We start from the raw sequence: 23,482 nt of genomic DNA, 5'->3' as shown, positions 1-23,482 counted from the left end.
GTATGGAAAAGGAGAGAAATACGAATGAATACGTCAAACATTAAACATATGGTTGTTTTCAAGCTGCACGCAGGTGCAAATAACGCAAATGCCGAGCAATTCCTAAAGATCAGTGCGGAAGAGCTAACAACAATACCTGGTGTTGAGCAATTTGAAGTACTGCGCCAAGTGAGTGCGAAAGCGGATTATGACTACGGATTCTCTATGGTTTTTGCAAGTCAAGCCGCTTATGAGGCTTATAATAATCACCCCGTACATACCCAGTATGTGGCTGAGCGCTGGATGAAAGAAGTTAGCTCCTTCCAGGAAATCGATTTTCAAATTTTCGAGTAATAGGAGGACGTTTAGATGAAAGTTTTGAAATTGCCCAAGGATGAGAAAGATGCCCTAATTAGTGATTTACAGGAACATTTAGATGTAGAGCTTGGGGTAACGGTAGGTCAAATTGCAGCAGAGCAATTGATCGACTACATGCTTCAGCAGCTAACCTCTCCGATTTATAACCTTGCGATTGAGGATGCAATTAAAAGTGCCAAAGACCGAATGACCGTGCTGGAGGACGATCTCTACGCGTTGAAAGTTACCAAGCTTACTAGGAGATAATGTTCATTGACTCGTGTAAGAGCCTGATTGGAGTGGGGAACATAATGAAGAAGTCGGAAGAGCACTTTGATGTGTTTGATGCAAAAAGGAATTGGCTCGGCGTGGCGCCTCGCTCCGAGGTTCATGCCAAGGGGCTATGGCATCAGACCTTCCAATGCTGGATTGTCAGCTTGGAAGAGAACGTACCGAAGCTTCTGCTTCAGCTAAGGCATCCTGACAAAGATCTCTTCCCAGATTTACTGGACATCTCTTGTGCAGGGCATCTAGCTGCGGGTGAAACTGTCGAAGAGGGGACACGAGAGTTAGAGGAAGAATTAGGACTCTCTGTAGTCTTCGAGGACTTAATCTCCTGTGGTGTATTTGCGGAAGAGGATCTGATTTCGGACACGCTGATCGATCGTGAATTCTGTCATGTATTCCTCTATCGGTGCGATCAAGCGTTGCGAAGCTATGAGCTCCAGCCGGATGAGGTGACGGGACTATTCGCTGTGTGCGTCTCGGATTTTAAACAACTTGTTAGTGGTGAACGGGTGGAAATTACGGCGAATGGTTTCAAAATGGGAAGTAACGGCGAGTACACAGATGTCGCATGGTCGATTTCATTGAAGGAAATGGTTCCTCATCCTACGGCGTATTTTGATCTTCTTTTTCAGAAGATGGGGAAGCTTGGTTGGGCGTGAGGATGTTAAGATATGAAGAGGCTAAGAGATAAAGAAATGAAGGCATGAATGAAAAAGAACCGATCAGTCAATCTGATCGGTTCTCATAGTGCGTAGCATCTTTTAGACGAAATAGGCATTCGCAACGTAGACATACGCGATGTAACACACGATGGAGAGGCCAATGCAGGTGATGCCCCATGCAATTTTTCGCTTAAACAAGAGCAAGAATCCAGCGCTGAAGGCGGATCCCATGACAAGCATTGAAATAAAAGTTAGTACACCCATGGAAATGTATCTCCTTACCCTTTGTTTACGTAATCACGAACCATATCCTCAGTAACAAGGGAACGGAGTGGAGAAATACCTTTTTGGGCATGGGCGATAATTTGGGCCGTAACCGCGTTGATGGCATCAACGTTAAATGGCAGCCCGCGTTTGCACAGATCGACAGCCGCGTCAATGGCGTGCTCTCGCTGCGCATCAAGCTCAGCAAATCGAACGAGATGCAAATGCTGTGCATTCGAATGTTTGGAAATCGCTTCATGTACATTCATGTTAAAGTTCTCCTTTAGTGACTAGATTGTCTTCTAGTATACACGATTGAAAAGCGAAGGAACAGGTTTCCAAACAGAAAACAGATGAACAAATCGTGATCTTTCATTCAGTGCACTAACATTTAATGGCATTAATAAGATAGAGAGCTCGGAGTGAACCCCATGAACGTGTTACCCATAAATGCAATACTTCCACAACTCGTACATACCTTACAAGAACGAACGTGTGCCATCGTAGTCGCGCAGCCTGGTGCGGGCAAAACAACTCAGGTTCCTTTGGCGTTATTGGAGGCAGTGTGGCTGCAAGGCCAAAAGATTCTTATGCTCGAGCCAAGAAGACTGGCAGCCCGCGCAGCAGCGCGTTACATGGCCAAATTGCTAGGCGAGGAAGTCGGTCAGACGATTGGTTATCGGGTGAAAAATGATACACGTGTTGGTCCGAAAACGTGCATTGAAGTTATTACAGAAGGTGTTCTAACCCGTATGCTGCAGCAGGACCCTGCCTTAGATGGGGTTGGCATCGTCATATTTGATGAGTTTCATGAGCGCAGCCTGCATGCAGATATTGGGCTTGCATTGTGTCGTCAGTCCCAAACCCTGCTTCGGGATGACTTGAGAATTTTGCTAATGTCCGCAACCTTGGAAGCCAATGCGATTTCTACACTGTTAGATGATGCGCCGATTATTGAGAGTGAAGGCCGAACTTTCCCCGTGGATACTCACTATCTGCAACAGAAAGTAGTTGGGAAAATAGAACCTGTAGTAGTCGCAAGTATTGGGCAAGCGTTGCAAGCGCACGGTGGAAGTATACTCGTATTTCTGCCAGGTGCGGTGGAAATCCATCGTGTTGCGAACGGACTTGCGGCATTGCGATTGGGAGAGGCTGTGCATGTTGCACCTTTATATGCGAATCTCTCGTTGGAGGATCAAGACCAAGCGCTGTCGGCTGTCCGCGCGCCTGGTCATCGCAAAATCGTGCTCGCCACCTCGATCGCCGAGACCAGCTTGACAGTCGAGGGGATCACGGTTGTGATTGACAGCGGTCTCATGCGTGTGCCGCGTTTCTCGCCCCGCACCGGCATGACTCGACTGACGACGGTGCCGGTATCCGTTGCCTCTGCCGATCAGAGGAGAGGCAGAGCAGGGCGTCTCGGTCCAGGCGTATGTTATCGCCTGTGGACCGAGACCGAGCATCGGCAGCTCCCGCCGAGCTCAACGCCCGAGATCCGCGAAGCTGATCTCGCCCCGCTGGCGATGGAGCTTGCCGCCTGGGGCGCGCCAGACCCCGCTGCGCTGGTCTGGCTAGACCCTCCGCCTGCTGCTGCGTATCAGCAGGCGAGGGAACTGCTCGTGCAGCTAGGCGCGCTGCACGAGAACGGGGGCCTAACGCCACACGGCAAGCGTGTCGCGGCGTTAGGCCTGCACCCGCGGCTTGCGCACATGGTGCTGCAAGCCATTTCGCTTGAGCTCGGCACGCTGGCGTGCGAGCTCGCGGTCATGCTCAGCGAGCGCGATTTCATGCGCGCCGCCGAGAGGGATGCGGATGTGCGCAGCCGCATAGAAGAGCTCTGGCGCGCGCTGCGAGGCGACGCGCGCGAGGGTGTGGACCTTGTCCTTTGCCGCCGCATCGCGGCGGAGGCCAAGGTCTTGATGCAATCGCTCGGCATCCGGCCGAGCGTGAGCCAAGCAGCGGCGAGCGGGCTGCTGCTCGCCTTCGCCTTCCCCGACCGCGTCGCGCAGCGACGGTCGGCGGGGCGGTTTACGCTCGCGAACGGCCGCGGGGCCGTGCTGCCGGAGCTGCAACCGCTCTCGAACGAGCGATATATCGTCGCAGCCGAGCTGGACGACAGCGGCACGGAGAGCCGCATTTACCTCGCAGCTCCGCTGCAAGAGGAGGAGCTGTTCACTGCTTTTGAAAACCACATCCGCAAGGAACAAGTTGTGGAATGGGACAGTGCAGTAGGGTCAGTGCGTGCAAGAGAACTGTGGCAGCTTGGTGCGCTAACACTCAAAGATAAGCCGCTTCAGGAACCCAATCCGGATCTCGTCCTACAGGCATTGCTTGCAGGCATTCGATCGGAATCTTTAGACGTACTGCCTTGGACACGAAATGCGCGTCAGCTACAAGAACGCAGCATCTTTCTACATCGTTTTACGGAAAATTGGCCTGATCTTCGGGATGAAACCTTGTTGGCAACCCTTGAGGAATGGGCAGGTCCGCATCTCTATGGACTGAAAAGTAAAGGAGCTTTGAGCCGCCTTAACTTGACAAGCCTATTAGAAGAAATGCTAACATGGGAACAGCGACGTTCGTTAGACGAATGGGCTCCTACACACATTCAAGTGCCGAGTGGGTCACAAATTCCCGTTGACTATAGCAACATGGAATCACCGACGCTATCTGTACGTTTACAAGAGATGTTTGGATTGGCAGATACGCCTCGTATCGCTAAAGGGAGAGTGCCAGTCACATTGCACTTGTTATCTCCAGCACAAAGGCCGATGCAGGTGACGAAGGATTTGGCTAGCTTCTGGCGCGAAGCCTACTTCGAAGTGAAAAAAGATCTCAAAGGCCGCTACCCCAAGCACTACTGGCCAGATGATCCTATGGCGGCGATTCCGACGAACCGTGCAAAGCCCAGAACCTGAACCCATGTATCTGAGAAAGGAACGGAGCAAGTCATGACAATTCATGCTGATACCACAGACATCGTTATATATGTTTCAGCTGGATTTGCAACCGCGTCTAACTTCCTAGATGACTTTGCGGCAAAACTTGCATTGCGATATAAGCAAGCAGGCAGAAATGTGCAGGTACATGTTTATTTTCCATATGGCGATTGGGACCGAACCAAGCATGGTCAGCTGACCGAAATCATACGTGATATGTGGCATAACGCGCATCGTAAGCAATCCGTTTATGGTGGTAAAAGCTTGCGTGAGTTCGTAAAAGCGACCAGGGGGCATGGCCAAAAGCTTATCTTTATCGGACATAGCGCTGGTGCTATAGCCTCGATAATGGCGGCGGAATATCTTGCACTTGAGGGACAAAAGATCCTAGGTGTCATCCAAATTGGCTCACCGAGATGTGCAATTCCGGCATTGTTAAAAAACAAAGTGTTGTACATACATGCTATGAATCCGCAGAATCAATCCCGTGATCCCATTCCTCGACTGGGAACATGGGGTGGGTGGGGTCGAACACGATTAGGCATTTACGGCTGGAACCGTGCGAAACATGCGCCGATTCACCAGTTAATGCTCCCGATTATCGGGAGTCATGCTGATTATTTTAGAGATCACAATCCATACATATGGGATAATGCTTCAAACTTACAAACCACCATGAACGCAATATGGACATGGCTACAATCAATTGAAAAGGATGTTGAACATGATTGAAATTTTGAAAGCAAGTATGGAACACAGCAAAGAAGATGGCTACCTTGGGCACGTAGAATTTAAAGTCGAAGGCCACGAGCATCCGTACGAAATCACGCTCCAAAGCACCAAAGGCAAAAACGACTGGAGTTACGCCCTTCACTTCCTAAGTGAATCCGGCAAAGAAGAGGACATCGAGGCTGTAGAGGAATTATTAGAAGAAGATGAGCATTTCGATCTACTCGTGAACGCAGCACGTGAAACGTTGGCGAAATAAGTCAACCCCACACTTAACTTTTTCGGAAATGCTAATTCACAGAAACCCGCGCATTATGCGCGGGTTTTCGTCGTGATTAGTGGTGCTGAAACTGCCAGGCTATAACCTGACCAACTTATTAAACAGAGGTTATAACCACGTGCTGCAACTTACAACTAACAATATTGGATTTTTGTCACAGCGCTTTATCTGAATAAATGATGTGATATACGTTCAGAGGGTACAACGTTTTCAAAACTGCCAACTGACATCTTGCAACTGACATTAATTGAAAAATGTCATTTCCCACTTTGCGGAACAGTGAAGTGATGGCCTCCCGGTAAGTGAATTACGTTTCTCCACAAAGCCAACTGACATCTTACAGCTGACATTATTTGAAAAATGTCATTTCCCTCTTGCAGTACAGTGATGTGATAGCCCTCCGGTAAGTGTATTAAGTTTCTACAAACAACCAACTGACAACTTACAACTGACATTATTTAAAATTTGTCATTTCCTACTTTGCAAAACATCGAAGTGATGTGCCGTTCCCCCGTTCAACCAAACCGCTTCAGAATCAAAACCGCATTATGCCCGCCAAAGCCAAATGAGCTCGACAGCCCGTACAGAAGCTCCGCACGCCGCGCCACATGGGGCACGTAATCCAAATCACACTGAGGATCTGGATTGTCCAAGTTGATGGTTGGGGGGATGAGGCCGTCCTGTAAGGTTTTGATCAGAGCGACGGCCTCGACACCGCCTGCGGCGCCTAGCATGTGGCCGATCATGGACTTGTTGGCGCTGATTGGCACGTCGTAAGCGCCGCGGCCAAGGAGACGCTTGATGGCCAGCGTCTCGGAGAGATCACCGGCGACGGTGCTCGTCGCGTGAGCGTTGATGGTGCTGATCTCCGACGCGTCGATCCCCGCATCAACCAGCGCTTCGCGCATGGCTCGGTAAGCCCCCGAGCCTTCAGGATCGGTTGCCACGATGTGGTAGGCGTCCGAGGTGGATCCATAGCCGACGATTTCGGCATGGATCCGAGCCCCGCGTCGCTCCGCATGCTCGAGCGACTCCAAGACCAATACGCCGGCGCCTTCGGCGGCAACGAATCCGTCGCGCTGCGCGTCGAACGGGCGGCTTGCCTGCTCGGGCGCATCGCAGCGCGTCGACAACGCGGTTGCATTGCCGAAGCCCGCGAGCGCGAGGTCGGTGACCGTCGCTTCGGCGCCGCCGGCAATGACGGCATCTGCGCCTCCGCGTTGGATGAGCTTAAAGGCTTCGCCAATGGCGTTATTGCCCGTTGCGCAGGCGGTAACGGGAGCCAAGGTTGGCCCTTTAACGCCGTACAAGATGCTAACCTGTGCAGCCGCCATGTTGGCGATCATCATCGGAACAACGGTCGGACTGACTCGGCTTGGCCCTCTGGCCAGCAGCGTTCGATAGTTGTCCAAGATGGTTTGGATGCCGCCAATGCCAGAGCCGATATAGACACCAATACGTTCTTCGTTGGAGGCATCAATCACGAGAGCAGCGTCATCGAGGGCTTGCTTAGCTGCCGCAACGGCGAACTGGCAATATCGATCCATGCGTCGCACCTCGCGACGTCCAACAGCGGCTTCGGCATCAAAATCCCGGACAACACCAGCGAAGTTCGTTTTGTAATCCGATGTGTTGAAATGCTCTATTTTAGAAATACCAGATTGCCCTGATGTCAAATTTCCCCAGAATGTATCCACCTGATTTCCTATTGGCGTAATAACGCCCATTCCTGTTATAACTACACGTTTCATCGCGTCGTCCTCCTTTTTCATTTAGAATGTCACACTACGTATCCTATTACAAGTTAGCGTTTATACTGGTATAATGGCTTCTATGATACTAGGCTGAGGAGGAAAGCTGGCATGAACACGAAGGAGAGGCTTCAAGAATTATCTAACTTTCTAACGGCACATCGGTCACGAATCCAGCCGCATGAAGTTGGATTATTAGGTGGTAGCAGGCGCCGTACGCCTGGCTTGCGCCGAGAGGAAGTCGCAACGATTGCTGGTGTGAGTACGACGTGGTATACCTGGCTGGAACAAGGGCGAGACATCAAAATGTCCGTACAGGTACTTGATCGCATTGCAATGGCCTTACAACTAAATGAGGATGAGCGGCAGTATTTGTTCAGTTTAGCGTTAGAACAACCAGCGCCAGCGACTTTTGTTGACCAAATACCGACGATAAGCCCGGCTTTGAATCGGATTTTGACTGAGCTGCATGACTGTCCCACGATTGTTTCGGATCGCCGGTGTCATATTGTTGGTTGGAATCAAGCGGCTGCGGCCGTCTTTCTTGACTTTGCTAAACTCCCAGAGGGGGAGCGGAATATGATATGGCTGCTTTTTACCCGGAAAGAATTGAAATCATTAGCTGTAAATTGGAGCGACTTCGCCAAAGGTTTCTTGTCGATGTTTCGTTCCTATTATGGTCAGTATGTGGGAGATAACTGGTATAGCGAATTTATTGAGGAATTGAGTGAGCGGAGCAAAGATTTTCGTGCTATTTGGAACGAGAGTGATGTCAGCTCTGCGCCTGAAGTTTTCATTGAATTTCGACATGCTAAGGTAGGGAAAATGTTGTTCGATCTAACGACCTTGCAAGTGCAAGGGAGAACAGATCTGAGATGCAGTGTATATACCCCATCCATCGGTTCTGATACGGATACGAAGATCAGATTGTTGATGAGTAAATTGGGTGAATAGCAACTATTTGACATATCAATGTCGTTCCATAAAATATGTACATACAAGTTGAACGGATGGTATAATACGTTCACAATCAAAGCCCTGAGGTGAAGCATGAAGGAAAAGCAATTACCGAAATATCAACAATTGAAACAGGAAATTTTATCCTGGTTACATACAGGAAGGCTTAAACCGAATGATCAAATGCCATCCGAAAATGAAATAGCTGAACAGTTCCTGATGAGTCGTCAGACAGTAAGGCAGACATTTGGCGAATTGGAGAAAGAAGGCTGGTTGTATCGGATGCAAGGCAAAGGGACGTTCGTTTCTACGCCACAAACGCAAAAATCACGCGATGTACAAACGATAGGCATCCTAACGACCTATATATCTGACTATATTTTTCCTCATATTGTTAGAGGGGCAGAGGCTACATTACGGGCGAGAGGCTATAGATTACTACTCTCCTCCACGGATAACGACAAAGCGAAAGAACGGGAAAGCTTGGATATGATGATGAGTCAACCCTTAAGTGGACTTATCATTGAGCCGACGAAAAGTGCGGAGGGAAACCCCAATCTTAGCTACTATTTGTCATTGGACTACCAGCATATTCCTTATCTCATGATAAACGAACGATACCCTGAGATGAACTGTCCTTCCTTGATCGTGGATGATGAAGTTGGTGGATATAAGGCTGCTGAGCATTTGATTCAGCTGGGGCATAGACGGTTGGCGGGCTTTTTCAAAACAGATGATTTACAAGGTGTGAATCGGTTAAAAGGCTTTATCCGCGCACATCATCATTACCAGATACCGCTGCTGCCTGAATTCGTTATTCATTATACGACGGAAGAAAAGCGGACAAAACCATACAGAAGTGCGCTCGATATGCTAGGACACGGTGCAGTTGAGGAACGGCCAACCGCTTTCGTGTGCTACAATGACGAACTTGCGATTCATCTCCTTGAAGCTGTACGTACAATTGGCATGCAGGTACCACAAGACATCTCTTTAATTGGGTTCGATGACTCGAATCTTGCAACGGCAACAGAGGTGAAATTGACGTCACTTTCACATCCCAAAACAGAGCTCGGCAGCGACGCGGCGGGCATTTTAATTGATATGATTGAGAATAAGCGCGTAATCGGCAGTGAAACGGGGAAAGTGTACAAGCCGGAACTGGTTATCCGAGAGTCAACAATTCGTATTCCGTAATTTTTAAAATAGGGGTAGTCAACTTGTACGTACAAGTGCTATACTAAGAACAAGAAATAGGTATAATCTTGAAGGAGGCTCCCCATGTCGAAGAAATATGCGATTGGTGTTGACTATGGTACGGAATCAGGACGCGCGGTTCTGGTTGATTTGAGTGATGGCACAGAGGTAGCAGATCACGTTACGCCATATCCTCACAATGTTATTGATGAGAAACTGCCGGTGTCCGGTGTGAAATTAGAATACGATTGGGCTTTACAACATCCTCAAGATTATATTGATGTACTTACACAATCTGTTCCAGCAGTTGTACGTGCATCTGGCGTAGATCCAGCAGATATTATCGGATTGGGTATTGATTTCACGGCGTGTACGATGCTCCCGATTAATAAAGAAGGTCAACCACTATGCTTCGAGCCAGCACTTGCGGCGAATCCGCATAGCTGGGTGAAACTGTGGAAGCATCATGCCGCACAAGATGAAGCCACACTCATTAATGAGATTGCAGCGAGCAGAGGAGAAGCTTTCTTACCACGTTATGGCGGTAAAATTTCTTCCGAGTGGATGATTGCGAAAGTTTGGCAGATTTTGAATGAAGCACCTGAGATTTATGAGCAGGCGGATCGTTTCTTAGAAGCGACGGACTGGGTTGTGTCTCAAATGACAGGTCAATCCGAGATCGTGCGCAACAGCTGTACAGCAGGTTATAAATCGATTTGGCACAAGCAAGATGGGTACCCAAGCCAAGATTTCTTTCAAGCATTGGATCCTAGACTTGTAGATGTCGCAGAAACGAAACTTCGCGGAGATGTTGTTGCCCTAGGTACGAAAGCCGGGGAATTGACAGCAGCTATGGCTGAGCGCATGGGGCTCGTTGCTGGAACTGCGATCGCGGTTGGTAACGTTGATGCGCATGCAGCTGTACCTGGTGTTGGCGTAGTTACGCCAGGCAAGCTAGTCATGGCAATGGGGACTTCCATCTGTCATATGCTGCTTGGTACAGAAGAGAAAGAAGTAGAAGGCATGTGCGGCGTTGTGGAAGACGGCATTATTCCAGGCTACTTAGGTTATGAAGCAGGACAATCGGCGGTTGGTGATATTTTCGCATGGTATGTGGAGCAAGGTGTTCCTGCGTATGTGGAAAAAGCTGCGGCTGAGGAAGGCATCAACGTGCATGAATGGCTGGAGCGCCATGCATCCGCTTACAAACCAGGTGAAACGGGCTTACTTGCTTTGGACTGGTGGAACGGTAACCGTTCGGTGCTAGTAGATACAGAGTTAAATGGACTTATCCTAGGTTATTCCTTACTTACGAAACCAGAAGAAATTTATCGCACTTTGCTGGAAGCAACGGCTTTCGGCACACGTAAAATTGTTGATGCTTTCCATAGCAACGGGGTTGAGGTTGAAGAATTGTACGCATGTGGTGGTCTGCCGCAGAAGAATCATCTGTTGATGCAAATTTATGCGGATGTTACGAACCGTGAAATTAAAATCGCTGATTCTAAACAGACGCCAGCGCTTGGTGCTGCGATGTTCGGAGCTGTTGCTGCGGGTGCCGACAAAGGCGGCTATGACAGCATTGTGGATGCCGCGAAGCAAATGGCACGAGTTCGTAAAGAAACGTTCAAACCAATTGCTGAGAACGTGGCTGTTTACGAGAAATTGTACCAAGAATACAGCAAGCTGCATGACTATTTTGGTCGTGGTGACAATGATGTTATGAAACGACTTCGCTCGATTCGCGAGGAAGCTCGTCATTAATGATCCGCGACTCACTGAACGTATTTGCAATTCAATAACCCAATATCCTAGGAGGCATTAATCCCATGAACCCTTTTTCAGAAAAAGTATTTTGGTTTGTTACTGGTAGTCAGCATTTGTACGGACCTGAAACATTACTTCAAGTAGACGAACACTCTAAACAAATTACAGAAGGTATTGATCGTTCTGAAGCTATCCCAAGCAAACTGGTGTTTAAACCCGTTCTAACTACGCCTGATGCGATTCGTAGACTATGTCTGGATGCGAATGCTGATGATTCCTGCGCGGGAATTATTACTTGGATGCATACATTCTCACCTGCCAAAATGTGGATTGCAGGACTTTCGGAATACCGTAAGCCATTGCTTCACTTGCACACACAGTTCAACCGTGATATCCCTTGGGATACGATCGATATGGATTTCATGAACTTGAACCAAGCAGCCCACGGTGACCGTGAATATGGTTTCATCGGCGCGCGCATGGGCATTGCTCGTAAAGTCATTGTCGGTTACTGGGAGGATCCAGCCGTACTTGAGCGTATTGGTGGTTGGATGCGCACGGCCATGGGATTCATTGAAGGTCGTAATTTAAAGGTTGCTCGTTTTGGTGATAATATGCGCCATGTTGCTGTAACAGAAGGCGATAAAGTAGAAGCGCAAATTAAATTCGGTTGGTCTATCAATGGGTTCGGTGTAGGCGATCTTGTACAACGTGTAGGAGATATCTCTGAAGCTGAAGTTGATCATCTGATGGATGAATACAACGAAGTGTATGATATTACGCCTGAAGGACGTACAGCGGGCCCGATTCGAGATGCGATTCGTGAGCAAGCTCGCATCGAGCTTGGGATGAAATCATTCCTCCAAGAGGGCGGTTTCGGTGCATTCACAACGACATTTGAGGATTTGCATGGTCTTAAGCAATTGCCTGGTCTTGCGGTTCAACGTTTGATGGAGCAAGGATACGGGTTCGGTGGCGAAGGGGATTGGAAAACTTCTGCATTGCTGCGCGTGATGAAAATCATGGCGAACAATAAAGGGACTTCCTTCATGGAGGACTATACGTATCATATGGAATCAGGCAATGAGCTCGTGCTTGGCTCGCATATGCTTGAAATTTGTCCAACGATCTCGGCAACTCGCCCGAAAATCGAAGTGCACCCGCTTGGTATCGGCGGCAAAGCGGATCCGGCTCGTCTTGTTTTCGATGGTGCTTCCGGCCCTGCGCTGAATGCTTCACTTATCGATATGGGCAATCGCTTCCGTTTGCTAATTAACGAAGTTGATGCGGTTCAACCGGTTAAAGCGATGCCGAAATTGCCTGTGGCACGCGTTCTTTGGAAGCCGCAGCCGTCCTTGCGTGATTCAGCAGAAGCTTGGATTCTTGCAGGCGGCGCACATCACACGGTGTTCTCTTATCATGTGAGCACAGAGCAACTCGTGGATTGGGCTGAGCTAGCAGGGATTGAAGTCGTCATTATTAATAAAAATACATCAACCTTGCAGTTCCGCAATGAGCTTCGTTGGAATGATGCCGTATGGAAACGCTAAGTTATCTATCTATGTATGTTAAGGACCTGAGGCCCGTAGCCTCAGGTTTTTCTTCACACTTCATGGAAAGTCACATTTGTCGATATAAAAGCAATTTACGTCCATTGACTTTTTTTGCACATATGGGCTAAAGTGAAAGCATTGTGTCCGTCCAAATATTGGACAAGGATAAGCAGTTATTTAGGAGGAGAATGAAGAGATGTCTACCAAAGCATATGAAGGTACGTACAACGGTGAACAAGCGATTTGGCTGCAAGCTGGGCGTTATGAAGCGGTAGTTTTGCCAGATGTTGGTGCAAATCTGATTGCTTTCCGTGATATAGAGAAGGAATACCGTTTCTTGCGCGAGCCTGCGCTGGAAGAGATGGAAGCGTTTAAAGAGCGTCCAATCGTTCATGGGATTCCTGTGTTATTCCCTCCGAACCGTTATGAAGATGGCAAGTTCCCTTGGAAAGGCAATGTATTCCAATTCCCAGTCAATGAACCTAAGACAGGTAATCATTTGCATGGATTTGTACACAATATTCCATGGGCAGTTGAGAATTTCAGCAGTGATGGCAATGAAAGCCGCGTCGCATTAGCTTTGCGAGTACGTGAGGGACATTCCGTTCATGAATTCCTACCTTTTGACTTTACAATTCGCTTGATCTATACCTTGAATGAGCAAGGTTTGCACCAACAGATTTCCGTACATAATGAGGGCATTGAAGCGATGCCATGCTTGTTAGCGTTCCATACAACGATTAACGCGCCATTTGCCGTGAACAGCCAGCCTTCGGATTATACGTTCCAAATGACAATCGGTGAGCGTTGGGCGTTGAACGAGCGAATGCTGCCAACTGGCGAGTATCAAGCGCTATCAGCGGATGAAGAGAAGATGAAAGTTGGCGGTTTGTCGCCATTCTTTGAGGGAATGGATAATCATTATACGAGCGTTCCGCAAAATAGCCGCAACTTTATGGCATTAACAGATGCACGTGAAGGCATCAAACTCGTGTATGATGTCGGGACTTCCTATAAGCAATGGATGATCTGGAACAATGGCAAAACAGAGGGCTTCTTCTGCCCTGAGCCGCAAATGAATTTGGTTAATGCACCGAATGTGGATCTGCCTGCTGATCAAATCGGACTTGTTTCCTTAGAGCCAGGTGAAGTGTGGGAAGAAACTGCCCGATTATATACAATCAAAATCACGAAATAATCGCTACATGATTAGCAATAGGAAGCACCCCCTTTGATGCATGGAGAGAATCCAATGGGATGATCGACTTGCGAGGAGGGGGTATTTTTGAGCCAAGGAGGGGTAAGGATGGGGAAGTGGGATCACTTAGATCGAGATCAGATGATCGCCAAAGTTGAGGCGTTATTGTCTGAGAATGAGAGATTAAAGGCGGAAATCGCGCGTCTGCGCGGTGTTAAGCCTCCTGCGTCGGGTTCCATGGAGAGCATGTCAACGAAGCTAAAAGAAGCTTTGAGGGAGTAAATTCTGCGATTGAATCCAAAGGAAGGCGTCAGTTCGACAAAGCGAACCGGATTCGCTATAATAAAAACTGGCAAAAGGAGGGAACAACATGAATGAAACGAACGTAAATGAGACATTACCACCAAAAACGTGTTCCATCGATCGACTAGTTACGAAAGAAGCAGAAGTAAGCAAAGTGCTTGCTGGCCAAAAAACGGCTTGTCGTCGAAATGGACGTTATGCGGATATTGGTGAAACCATGGATCTGCAAGGAACATCCTTTACAGTAACCAATGTGTATCAACAAGCTTTGGGTGAACTAACACCTGAACATGCGAAACAAGAAGGTCACGAAACCGTTGATGAGTATCGCGACAGTATTCTTGCTATGCATCCAGGAATGCCTTGGCTGCCACAGATGAAAGTATGGGTACACGAATTTACAAAAGCCGAATAACACAAAGAACCGTGTGGATCCTTGGATTCACACGGTTTATTCACATTATAGATAGGATGATCAACTTGTCTTGGTATATTATCATGCTCTATATTCATATTTTCAGCGTTGTGTTAAGTATCGGCCCTTATTTCGTCTTGTTTCCTTTATTAGCGCTTATTCGTAGAGCACCATTTGAGTCGTTGCCTGATTACTTAGAGCCGTTTCGGATTACCGTTCGACTGACGAAGCATGCAGGACATGTGTTGGTTGCGACTGGCATTCTTCTAACATGGATTACGGCCTGGAGTTGGAAAACCTCCTGGATTGTCGCGACGGTCCTAATTATGGTCGCTTCGCTTTACTTCATCGCACGTGCATTTTCACCACTGCTGCGCCAGCTCAAAGCTCCGCATGAAGATCGTAATTTCCTCGTAAACAAGCTACGTAAGGCTTTGATCTTGTATGTGATCATTACGCTTGCGATGATGTGGTTCATGGTGTCCAAGCCGACGATCTGGTAAAGCTTCCGTGTAGAAGTAGTCATCTCAATCCCATTAAAGTTTTCTAGCCAACATCACGACAAAATTATAGGACTTATAGACGCAGTCCACATCTGAAAAGCCGGAGTCGCGAAGCCAGCCAAGCTGCGTATCCAATGGTGCCATTTTGTCCAGCTTCGTACGCTCATAGGCGGCTTGCAGCGCTTCTGGAGATAGATCCGTGGCTTCAATCTTGGCGACCCAATCCGATCGGTATAAGCCATCAAGGAAGGGAGTCTTGCCTAAGACTTGATCGGCATTAACGAAGACGCCGCCTGGTTTTAATAAGTGGAAAATATGTGCATACAGTGCTTGCTTAGCCTCATCCTCCAAATGATGAATGGAGAGGGAGGAGATGATAGCATCATAAGGCTCTCCATCATCAAAGGTCGAATAATCTCCGACATGGTAGGTTACTTCCGAAGCCCCTGTTTCAGCAAATCTTTCTTTGGCTATATCCAGCATCCCCGTCGACAGGTCAATTAAGGTTAAACGCGCCTCTGGGTACGAACGCAAGATATAGGATGAGAAAAGTCCTGTCCCTGCGCCTAAATCAAGAATACGTGGTGCTTGCTGGTCTAATTGGACCAAAGAAGCGGCCGTATTATAAAAATCATCGAAACAAGGAATCAACTTTCTACGTTGGCTGTCATACTTTTGGGCAATTTCATCGAATTTCGTTAAAATCTGATGGTTAGCGTTGTCGGTCATGCGTCTTCAGCTCCATTTCCAAACCTTGGTGTATTTGTTCTATATCCCTAGTGTAAAGGGCAGTTAGAAAAAAATCCAAGATGTAAAAGCACTGGAGTTATAGGTAAAAACTATTAAAGATTAGATAGTTATTCATTTTAGTGCGTAAATTAAGCTCTTGTTCGTCTTAACAACACGTTAATGACTTCTGAGAACACCAGTCCGATGGCGATTGCCCCTGAGAGCAAAAAAGCTTTTGCAGCGAGCTGCACAGCGAGGTCGTAATGATTTTGTACGACATTACGCATGGCGTCATAAGCTAGTCCACCAGGGACTAGAGGGATGATCCCGGAGACACTGAATACGATGACGGGTGTTTTATATATTTTTGCGAAAAACTGCGAAATAATCGTAACTACAAAGGACGCAATAAGGGTGGCCAAGATGGGATCCAGATACACTTTTTGAAAAGAGAAATAGAGCATCCAACCAATCATCCCAACAAACCCACATTGTACAAGCGTTCTACGTGGTACATTGAAAATGATGCCGAAAGCGGAAGTCGAAATGAAGCTTGTTACGAGCTGCTCCAACATGTCCATACTAGAACCCCTTCCCTGGATAAAATGTCAAAACAAAGGCTATCCCTGCGCCGATCGCGAATGCGGTCAAGAATGCTTCCGCGCCTTTGGAGACGCCAGATACGAAATGTCCTGCCATTAAATCCCGCACAGCATTAGTGATCAGCAGCCCAGGCACGAGCGGCATGACGGAGCCAATGATAATTTTATCCAGATTATGACCGAGCCCTATTTTGACCGTTAAGTAGGCTAGAAGTCCAATAATTAAGGATGCGAGAAATTCAGCAAAAAATTTGATTGGAACTAAACGATGGAAAAAAGTCAGCGAGATGGTACCCGCACCACCAGCAAGGAAGGCCGGGAAGAAATCGGACCACGTGCCTTGGAACATGATGAGAAAACAACCGCTCGCGATCGCAGCGGCCAACGCCTGTAACCACGCGGGATATCTACGTGTATCGGCACAAAGAGCTTCAAGCTCCTGATACGCCGCTGTTGGCGATAGCTCACCTTGACTGATTCTGCGAGAAATGGCATTCACGACAGTTACTTTCCGTAAATCCGTTGAGCGCGAAGAAATGCGAATGAGTCGAGTCGTCTGTTCAGGCCCATCTATCGAGAAAATGATGCCAGTAGGCGTGACAAAGCTGTGAGAATTCGGAATACCAAAGGCCTCGGCCACGTGGGTCATCGTATCCTCAACCCGATAGGTTTCGCCGCCGTTTTCCAGCATGATTTTACCCGCGAGTAAACACACTTGTGCGATTTCATAATTCGTCGCTGCAGGCTGCTGTGCCATGTGATCCGTATCCTTTCTCTTTTGGAATAATTGACCTAAGTATAAATCAAATTGATTGCGATTGAAAATGAGAGAGGGTTGAGACATAGGCAAATTTTCCTTGTGTTTATGATATAATGCTTGGATAAAAAAGAAGTCAGATAGGAACAAGGGACTTGGAGGATGGATCATGAGTCTGGATATCAAATTTGTTCAACATAAGGATCGTAACTATTTCTTAACCGATTTGGACGGAACCTTGTTGAACTCCCATGCGAAGCCATCGGACTATACAAGAAGCGTCATAGCTTCAGCACTTGAGCAGGGGGCGGTCATTAGTTACGCAACTGCACGTAGTTATCAGAGCTCGCAGGCAGTCGTTTCGGAAATCCCGTGGCGGTATCCGCTTGTTTTGTATAATGGGGCGATGTTGTTTGATCCTGTGCAGAAGCGGGTCCTTGGCGGACGGTGGCTGGATTGTGAGCGGAGTAATGCGATTATTCAAATGGGCAAAACGATGGGTATGACAACACTGCTGTTTGCACTCGATGAGCAGGATAATGAGCGGGTGCATCACGAGAGATTGGAACGTTCGGGGGATCTTCAATTCCTGGCAAGTCGGCCAAATGATCCGAGATTTCAAGAGGTGGATGAGCTCTGGAGTACGGAAACATTGCGAACGTTAATTTTGACGTATATCGGCCTGTTGGAGGAGCTTCTTCCTTTGAAAACTGCGGTACAGGAAGTAATGGGGGCAGAGGTTCATATTCATTTGATGAAGGATAATTATATTGCTGGGCACTATTTCCTTGAATTCAGTCATCCCGAAGCGAATAAGCAGATGGGTTTGCGGTTATGGGCTGAGCTCGTTGGATGCACGTCCGAGGATGTGACGGTATTCGGTGATAATTTGAACGATACGGGTATGTTTCTTGAGGCAGGTCGTAAAGTTGCGGTGGCGAATGCGCATCCAGAGATTTTGCAGCTGGCGGATGAGATAGTCAGGAGTAATGATGAGGATGGTGTAGCTGTATATATTGCTGCCTGTATCGATGGAACACATGTAAATGAGGTAGGGTAAGTTGTAAAGATTTAGTGAGTAGAAAGAGGTAAAGGGAGTGGATTTTATGGCGCTGTTCGTCGCTATGTTGCGTGGAATCAATGTGAGTGGTCAGAAAATTATTAAAATGGACAGGCTTAGGCAGCTCTTCGAATCTATGGCATTTACGAATGTGAGTACCTATATTCAGAGTGGGAATGTGATTTTTGATGCAGAGGAGCTGGATGCTTCGATCGTACGAGATCGGATCGTTCATGAGCTAAAGGAACAGCTGACGTTTGACATTCCTGTCATTATTCGTACTCCGGCAGAGCTGCAAGAGGTAGTACAAGAAACACCTTATCCGAGTGTAAATGTGGATGCGAATGAGCAAAGATACGTTACTTTCTTGTCCCAAGTTCCGACAGAAGCGGCGCTTGCTAAGCTAGATGCTGCGAAGAGTGAAGTGGACGAGTATCACGTCAAGGGATTGACTGTGTATCTGCTCATACGCAAAAACTACGGCGACTCCAAATTCAGCAACAACTTTATCGAGAAGAAGCTAGGTGTGGCTGCGACCACTCGGAATTGGGAAACGGTGAATAAGTTGATTCAATTGGCGGGGGAGTCGGGGAAATAGTGCACGGCTTGGAGGCTGAGACGCGGCCGTGCAAATCGAAAAAATCGGCTTACAGAGCTCCAAATGCATGTCACTCATGACGGATTACTCTCTCAGCACCCATTAGTCCGAAAATGCCTAATTAATCTCAACGTTCGTGTCATTAAAACTTATTTAGTCCGAAATAGCCGAACTAAATCGCCTCAAACAACCATCAGGCGAGGAAATTGGCTAAATAGTTCGGTGAAATCGGACTATTAGTGCATTTGCACAAGTAATTCTAGTTGTAGTTAGGTAATATTGGATTAACCCAGCTCCCAGTAAATCGCTAATGTTATCAACAATGATCAAGTGTTGATAAGTAGCTAGTGTACTTGGGATTTTTTGCATATTCGACGAGTTGATGGGGGAGGCTTAGGAGAACAATCAGTGAACATACGTGTTCAGTTAAAGGTAGGCGACCTAAGATGAACCTTTGGAAGAATAAGAAAGCGCTGCTGCTCGCGGGCATCCTCCTGGCGTGCTTCGCCACGCCAGCGAAGGCCAAGCACGGGGCCGCCATCCCCGTGCTGAACTACCATAGCATCGGGGTGGACCCGGGGAACACGTACGTGCTCCACCCCGATACGTTCGCGCGCCAAATGGATTATTTGGCCGCGCATCACTACACCCCGATGACGCTGGCTGAATTCGCCACCGTCATCCAGCAAGACCAGCCGTCACCGACTCACCCCGTGCTGCTCACGTTCGATGACGGCTATGCCAATAACGCGGAGGTGGCGTTGCCCATCCTCCAGAAGTATAAATTTCCGGCGACGCTGTACTTGTCGACGGGCCTTGTGGGCACGCCAGGTTACCTTACCTGGCCACAAATTCATGAGCTGAGCGCAGCAGGCTGGGATATTGCGTCACATACCGTGACGCATCCGCATCTGCCCAAGCTCAGCAAGAAAGCGCAGCGCGAAGAGATACTCGCTGCGCGCGCCAAGATCGAGCAAGAGCTGGGGAAACCAGCGAATACGTTCGCTTATCCGTACGGTGATTACAACCGCAAGACGCTCCGAATTTTAAAGAAAGCTCATTTCAGCTATGCTTTCACCACACACGCAGGCTGGGCTTCGTCAGATCAACCCCCACTGGAGCTGCATCGCATTGTCGTAGACAGCCAAAAACCATTCGAAGAATGGGTACAGCAATTAACGGAGGATACGTCCAAGTAAGCGAGATTTGTTTATTCCTTGCTTTTGTATCGATTTTACCAAGCATTTCTAGTGGATTTATGAACACTCCTCGTTTAATAGTGGATTTACCTAAATTTTTGAGTATAATCGTATATAGAGATGATAAGCACTCTCACTAAAATGTGTCGTTTAAGGAGTCGTACAATGTCAAAAACACTTATTTTCGGACATAAAAATCCGGACACTGATTCAATCACATCCGCAATTGCTTATGCAGCACTGAAAACAAAATTAGGTCAAGAAGTAGAAGCAGTTCGTCTAGGTTCCATTAATGGCGAAACGCAATTTGCGCTTGATACTTTTAAAGTTGCAGCTCCACGTGAAGTTCAAACTATTGCTAACGAAGCAGCAAATGTCATCTTGGTTGACCACGTTGAGCGCCAACAAAGCGCCAGCGACATCGATCAAGTACGTGTAGTGGAAGTCATTGACCACCACCGTATTGCTAATTTCGAGACAAGCCACCCGCTTTACTACCGCGCAGAGCCGGTTGGTTGCACAGCAACGATTTTAAATAAATTGTACAAAGAAAACGGTGTTTCCATCGATGCAGATATCGCTGGTTTGATGCTTTCTGCTATTATTTCTGATTCTTTGCTATTCAAATCCCCAACTTGCACAGAGCAAGACGTTGCTGCTGCGCGTGAACTAGCTGCAATCGCTGGTGTAGACGCTGAAGTGTATGGTCTGAACATGCTGAAAGCAGGCGCGGATCTTAGCGACAAAACGGTTGCACAGTTGATTTCTTTGGATGCCAAAGAATTCCAATTAGGCAGCTATAAAGCCGAAATCGCACAAGTGAATGCGGTTGATGTGAACGATGTCCTTTCTGGGCAAGCTGAAATCGAAACGGCGCTTCAAGCGATTATCGCTGAGAAAAACCTAGACTTGTTCTTGTTCGTTGTAACGGACATTTTGAACAATGACTCCGTAGGTCTTGCTCTAGGACGAAAAGCAGATGCAGTTGAGAAAGCTTACAACGTTTCTCTTGTTGATAACAAAGCCGTACTTAAAGGCGTTGTTTCCCGTAAATCACAAATCGTGCCTGTGCTTACAGACATTTTCAATAACCTGTAGGGTACCTACATTAGCGCAATTACGAGCACCGTTCATACTAATGAGCGGTGTTTTTGGTTATCCCGTTAACTTTTGGTATGATAAGAGGATACTTTAAGAAAGAGGTGGCGAAAACATGACAGATTCTATCCAAGAAGTTCATTCAGATAAAGCGACATTTGCAGGAGGTTGTTTCTGGTGTATGGTGACGCCTTTCGAGTCACTGCCCGGCATTATTTCTGTTGTTTCCGGTTATATAGGTGGGCACACGACCAATCCGACATACAAAGAGGTGTGTACCGAAACGACGGGGCATGCAGAAGCTGTGCAAATTACATTTGATCCAGAATTGTATCCGTACGACAAATTACTTGAGACATACTGGCGTCAAATTGATCCAACCGATGCTGGCGGGCAATTCCATGATCGGGGATCTTCTTATCGTACGGCGATTTTTGCCCATAGCGATGAACAGTTCGCCAGAGCTCAGGCGTCCAAACAAGCGCTGCAAGACAGCGGTCGATTCGATCGTCCAATTGTGACGGAAATCGAGCGAATTGATGCAGAAGCATTTTATCCAGGTGAAGAGTATCATCAAGATTATCATCACAAAAACCCGACTCACTACAAAGCCTACCGTAAAGGTTCAGGGCGCGATGCGTATATCTCACAATTTTGGAACACAGCGAAGGATAAAGAAGAGCGCAAGAAAGCACTCACACCTCTCCAATACGAGGTTACGCAAAATAATGCCACAGAGCGTCCCTTCCAGAATGAGTTCCATGATCACAAAGAGATAGGTCTCTACGTGGACATCGTGTCAGGAGAGCCCTTATTCACTTCTTATGATAAATTCGATTCAGGCTGCGGCTGGCCGAGCTTCACCAAGCCATTATTTGAAGGACATGTGAAAGAAGTAACAGATACAAGTCATTTCATGGTACGGACAGAGGTTCGGAGCACGGAGGCGGATTCGCATTTGGGTCATGTGTTTAACGATGGTCCAGGTCCAAATGGTCTTCGTTACTGCATCAATTCAGCTTCGTTGCGATTCATTCCACTCGCTAACATGGAGAAGGAAGGCTACGGCGCCTACCTGCGATTCTTCGACAAGAAGTAAAGTGTTACAGGTAAGACAGGTAAGTCTCTCCCGTTCCCGCATACATTTAACTATGGAGCGTTGAAACGGGAGGGAGCTACCATGGTCGTATCACCAAATTTGCGAGATCTAAGCTTTGTTAATTTGCAAGGTGTGAAGTTTTTTGAGTTAATCGCTGAGCCTGTTGAGCAAGAAATTCTACCAGGTGTGTTCTTCAATGGATGGGGATACAACGGAAGTATCCCAGGGCCGACGATACGTGTGTTTCCCGGTGATTGGGTGACAATTCGTGTACACAATCGGCTGCCGGAGGCGACAAGTGTTCACTGGCATGGGCTCGATGTGCCGAATCGCATGGACGGTGTGCCGGCCGTTGAACCTTCTCCTTATATCGAACAAGGCCAATTTTTTGACTATCATTTTCAAATTGTCAATCCGCCAGGTACACATATGTATCACACTCATGTCGACGCTGCCTTTCAAGAGTTAATGGGCTTAGGTGGAGGTTTTATCATTGAGGATCCCTATGAATGCAGTGCCCAGAGCGATTATTTCATTATGCTGCAAGAGTTTCACTTAAAGGGCATGGAAAAAGGCGTGGTGAAGACAGGGCAGTTTGAGCTGGATACGATGTCGGATGGCTTTAATTTTTTTACGATGAATGGTCGCTGCTTCCCACATACAACGCCGTTACCTGTCCGATTCGGTGATGAGGTGCGTATTCGCTTTGGGAATATTGGGATGAATGCACACCCCATCCATTTGCATGGGCATCAGTTCTGGGTTGCAGCAGCAGATGGGAACACGATACCTCATTTCAATAGAGAACTGCGCAACACGATACTTGTGCCTAGCGGAGTCACCACGGATATTGAGTTTTCAGCGCAAAATTACGGCGTCTGGCCGCTTCATTGTCATATGCCGCATCATACATCGAATAACATGACGAAGCCGACAGGTGGTATGTTCACGGTCGTTCAGTATGTGTAGGAGAGAATGGTTATAGTTATTTTATCCTCGGATGACCCTTGACGTTGACCTGTTTGAGTAGGTAATATGAGTTCCATAATCACATATGAAGTTATGATCAAAGACATGATTTTCATCACGAACTGCCCAGAGAGAGAAGTACTAGCTGAAATCTTCTCCTGTTGCCGGTTGGAAATTACCCCTTTGTAGCTGTGACGCTGAACCCACTGCGAAATAACGCATGGAAGTA

The 23,482-nt window shown here is 47.5% G+C and carries 26 protein-coding genes; 20 read left to right on the top strand and 6 right to left on the bottom strand.

Features of this window, described 5'->3' with window-relative positions; genetic code table 11:
* The first annotated feature begins 24 nt into the window (after positions 1 to 24).
* The 3 genes from L6I86_RS03925 to L6I86_RS03915 are packed head-to-tail and all read left to right on the top strand — an operon-like array spanning position 25 to position 1,283.
* Positions 25 to 333 (top strand): Dabb family protein, encoded by a 309-nt coding sequence (locus L6I86_RS03925; RefSeq protein ID WP_236284801.1) that lies wholly within the window; start codon positions 25 to 27, stop codon positions 331 to 333.
* Between the two features lie 15 nt (positions 334 to 348).
* Complete coding sequence (locus L6I86_RS03920) at positions 349 to 603, top strand: DUF2164 domain-containing protein (protein ID WP_236284800.1); 255 nt, start codon at positions 349 to 351, stop codon at positions 601 to 603.
* Between the two features lie 32 nt (positions 604 to 635).
* The gene (locus L6I86_RS03915) at positions 636 to 1,283 is read left to right on the top strand and encodes an NUDIX hydrolase (protein ID WP_236284799.1); all 648 of its coding nucleotides are present in this window, start codon (positions 636 to 638) and stop codon (positions 1,281 to 1,283) included.
* Positions 1,284 to 1,385: 102 nt separating this feature from the next.
* Here the strand turns inward: L6I86_RS03915 and L6I86_RS03910 are convergent, their stop codons facing one another.
* Complete coding sequence (locus tag L6I86_RS03910; RefSeq protein ID WP_236284798.1) at positions 1,386 to 1,550, bottom strand: hypothetical protein; 165 nt, start codon at positions 1,548 to 1,550, stop codon at positions 1,386 to 1,388.
* A 14-nt stretch (positions 1,551 to 1,564) separates the two neighbouring features.
* The gene (locus L6I86_RS03905; RefSeq protein ID WP_056621204.1) at positions 1,565 to 1,819 is read right to left on the bottom strand and encodes a YpbS family protein; all 255 of its coding nucleotides are present in this window, start codon (positions 1,817 to 1,819) and stop codon (positions 1,565 to 1,567) included.
* A 162-nt stretch (positions 1,820 to 1,981) separates the two neighbouring features.
* Between L6I86_RS03905 and hrpB the strand changes: the two genes are divergently transcribed.
* The 3 genes from hrpB to L6I86_RS03890 are packed head-to-tail and all read left to right on the top strand — an operon-like array spanning position 1,982 to position 5,477.
* Complete coding sequence (hrpB, locus tag L6I86_RS03900) at positions 1,982 to 4,468, top strand: ATP-dependent helicase HrpB (protein ID WP_236284797.1); 2,487 nt, start codon at positions 1,982 to 1,984, stop codon at positions 4,466 to 4,468.
* 33 nt (positions 4,469 to 4,501) lie between these two features.
* Complete coding sequence (locus L6I86_RS03895) at positions 4,502 to 5,221, top strand: lipase family protein (RefSeq protein WP_236284796.1); 720 nt, start codon at positions 4,502 to 4,504, stop codon at positions 5,219 to 5,221.
* Positions 5,214 to 5,477 (top strand): hypothetical protein, encoded by a 264-nt coding sequence (locus L6I86_RS03890; RefSeq protein ID WP_236284794.1) that lies wholly within the window; start codon positions 5,214 to 5,216, stop codon positions 5,475 to 5,477. Before L6I86_RS03895 ends, L6I86_RS03890 begins: the two co-directional genes overlap by 8 nt.
* Before the next feature lie 536 nt (positions 5,478 to 6,013).
* Here L6I86_RS03890 and fabF read toward each other — a convergent pair.
* Complete coding sequence (fabF, locus tag L6I86_RS03885; RefSeq protein ID WP_236284792.1) at positions 6,014 to 7,249, bottom strand: beta-ketoacyl-ACP synthase II; 1,236 nt, start codon at positions 7,247 to 7,249, stop codon at positions 6,014 to 6,016.
* A 111-nt stretch (positions 7,250 to 7,360) separates the two neighbouring features.
* Here fabF and L6I86_RS03880 point away from each other — a divergent pair, with 111 nt between their 5' ends.
* From L6I86_RS03880 to L6I86_RS03845, 8 genes are all read left to right on the top strand, one after another.
* The gene (locus L6I86_RS03880; RefSeq protein ID WP_236284789.1) at positions 7,361 to 8,203 is read left to right on the top strand and encodes a helix-turn-helix transcriptional regulator; all 843 of its coding nucleotides are present in this window, start codon (positions 7,361 to 7,363) and stop codon (positions 8,201 to 8,203) included.
* Positions 8,204 to 8,299: 96 nt separating this feature from the next.
* Positions 8,300 to 9,403 carry a GntR family transcriptional regulator gene (locus tag L6I86_RS03875; RefSeq protein WP_236284788.1) on the top strand — a complete coding sequence of 368 codons (1,104 nt, stop codon included), beginning with the start codon at positions 8,300 to 8,302 and terminating at the stop codon, positions 9,401 to 9,403.
* 84 nt (positions 9,404 to 9,487) lie between these two features.
* Entirely contained in the window at positions 9,488 to 11,167 is a 1,680-nt protein-coding gene (locus L6I86_RS03870; RefSeq protein ID WP_236284786.1) for a ribulokinase, read from the top strand.
* Between the two features lie 65 nt (positions 11,168 to 11,232).
* Positions 11,233 to 12,720, top strand: coding sequence for an L-arabinose isomerase (gene araA, locus L6I86_RS03865; RefSeq protein ID WP_236284784.1), 1,488 nt, complete (start codon positions 11,233 to 11,235; stop codon positions 12,718 to 12,720).
* Between the two features lie 199 nt (positions 12,721 to 12,919).
* The gene (locus tag L6I86_RS03860) at positions 12,920 to 13,921 is read left to right on the top strand and encodes an aldose 1-epimerase (RefSeq protein WP_236284782.1); all 1,002 of its coding nucleotides are present in this window, start codon (positions 12,920 to 12,922) and stop codon (positions 13,919 to 13,921) included.
* Positions 13,922 to 14,029: 108 nt separating this feature from the next.
* Positions 14,030 to 14,203: a hypothetical protein gene (locus L6I86_RS03855; protein WP_173109369.1), complete on the top strand. Its 174-nt coding sequence runs from the start codon at positions 14,030 to 14,032 to the stop codon at positions 14,201 to 14,203.
* Positions 14,204 to 14,291: 88 nt separating this feature from the next.
* Positions 14,292 to 14,639, top strand: coding sequence for an ASCH domain-containing protein (locus L6I86_RS03850; RefSeq protein ID WP_236284780.1), 348 nt, complete (start codon positions 14,292 to 14,294; stop codon positions 14,637 to 14,639).
* Between the two features lie 56 nt (positions 14,640 to 14,695).
* Positions 14,696 to 15,142: a DUF2269 domain-containing protein gene (locus L6I86_RS03845; protein ID WP_236285656.1), complete on the top strand. Its 447-nt coding sequence runs from the start codon at positions 14,696 to 14,698 to the stop codon at positions 15,140 to 15,142.
* A gap of 33 nt (positions 15,143 to 15,175) precedes the next feature.
* Here L6I86_RS03845 and L6I86_RS03840 read toward each other — a convergent pair whose 3' ends face one another.
* The 3 genes from L6I86_RS03840 to L6I86_RS03830 all read right to left on the bottom strand — a co-directional run bounded on the left by L6I86_RS03840 (position 15,176) and on the right by L6I86_RS03830 (position 17,230).
* Positions 15,176 to 15,871, bottom strand: a complete 696-nt coding sequence (locus tag L6I86_RS03840) for a class I SAM-dependent methyltransferase (protein WP_236284778.1) — start codon at positions 15,869 to 15,871, stop codon at positions 15,176 to 15,178.
* A 149-nt stretch (positions 15,872 to 16,020) separates the two neighbouring features.
* Entirely contained in the window at positions 16,021 to 16,452 is a 432-nt protein-coding gene (locus tag L6I86_RS03835) for a threonine/serine exporter family protein (RefSeq protein WP_236284775.1), read from the bottom strand.
* A gap of 1 nt (position 16,453) precedes the next feature.
* Positions 16,454 to 17,230: a threonine/serine exporter family protein gene (locus tag L6I86_RS03830; protein WP_236285655.1), complete on the bottom strand. Its 777-nt coding sequence runs from the start codon at positions 17,228 to 17,230 to the stop codon at positions 16,454 to 16,456.
* 169 nt (positions 17,231 to 17,399) lie between these two features.
* Here L6I86_RS03830 and L6I86_RS03825 point away from each other — a divergent pair, with 169 nt between their 5' ends.
* From L6I86_RS03825 to L6I86_RS03800, 6 genes are all read left to right on the top strand, one after another.
* Entirely contained in the window at positions 17,400 to 18,290 is an 891-nt protein-coding gene (locus L6I86_RS03825; protein WP_236284773.1) for an HAD family hydrolase, read from the top strand.
* Between the two features lie 46 nt (positions 18,291 to 18,336).
* Positions 18,337 to 18,888, top strand: coding sequence for a DUF1697 domain-containing protein (locus L6I86_RS03820; protein ID WP_236284771.1), 552 nt, complete (start codon positions 18,337 to 18,339; stop codon positions 18,886 to 18,888).
* 446 nt (positions 18,889 to 19,334) lie between these two features.
* The gene (locus L6I86_RS03815) at positions 19,335 to 20,087 is read left to right on the top strand and encodes a polysaccharide deacetylase family protein (RefSeq protein WP_236284769.1); all 753 of its coding nucleotides are present in this window, start codon (positions 19,335 to 19,337) and stop codon (positions 20,085 to 20,087) included.
* Positions 20,088 to 20,252: 165 nt separating this feature from the next.
* The gene (locus tag L6I86_RS03810; RefSeq protein ID WP_236284767.1) at positions 20,253 to 21,185 is read left to right on the top strand and encodes a manganese-dependent inorganic pyrophosphatase; all 933 of its coding nucleotides are present in this window, start codon (positions 20,253 to 20,255) and stop codon (positions 21,183 to 21,185) included.
* 115 nt (positions 21,186 to 21,300) lie between these two features.
* Positions 21,301 to 22,284: a peptide-methionine (R)-S-oxide reductase MsrB gene (gene msrB / locus L6I86_RS03805; RefSeq protein WP_236284765.1), complete on the top strand. Its 984-nt coding sequence runs from the start codon at positions 21,301 to 21,303 to the stop codon at positions 22,282 to 22,284.
* Positions 22,285 to 22,365: 81 nt separating this feature from the next.
* A complete protein-coding gene (locus L6I86_RS03800; RefSeq protein WP_236284761.1) occupies positions 22,366 to 23,253 on the top strand; it encodes a multicopper oxidase family protein in 888 nt (295 codons plus the stop codon).
* Positions 23,254 to 23,482: the final 229 nt, after the last annotated feature.

Origin of the sequence: Paenibacillus allorhizoplanae, assembly GCF_927798215.1 — a bacterium.
Classification (GTDB): Bacteria; Bacillota; Bacilli; order Paenibacillales; family NBRC-103111; genus Paenibacillus_E; species Paenibacillus_E allorhizoplanae.
This window is presented reverse-complemented; position numbering and strand designations above follow the sequence as displayed.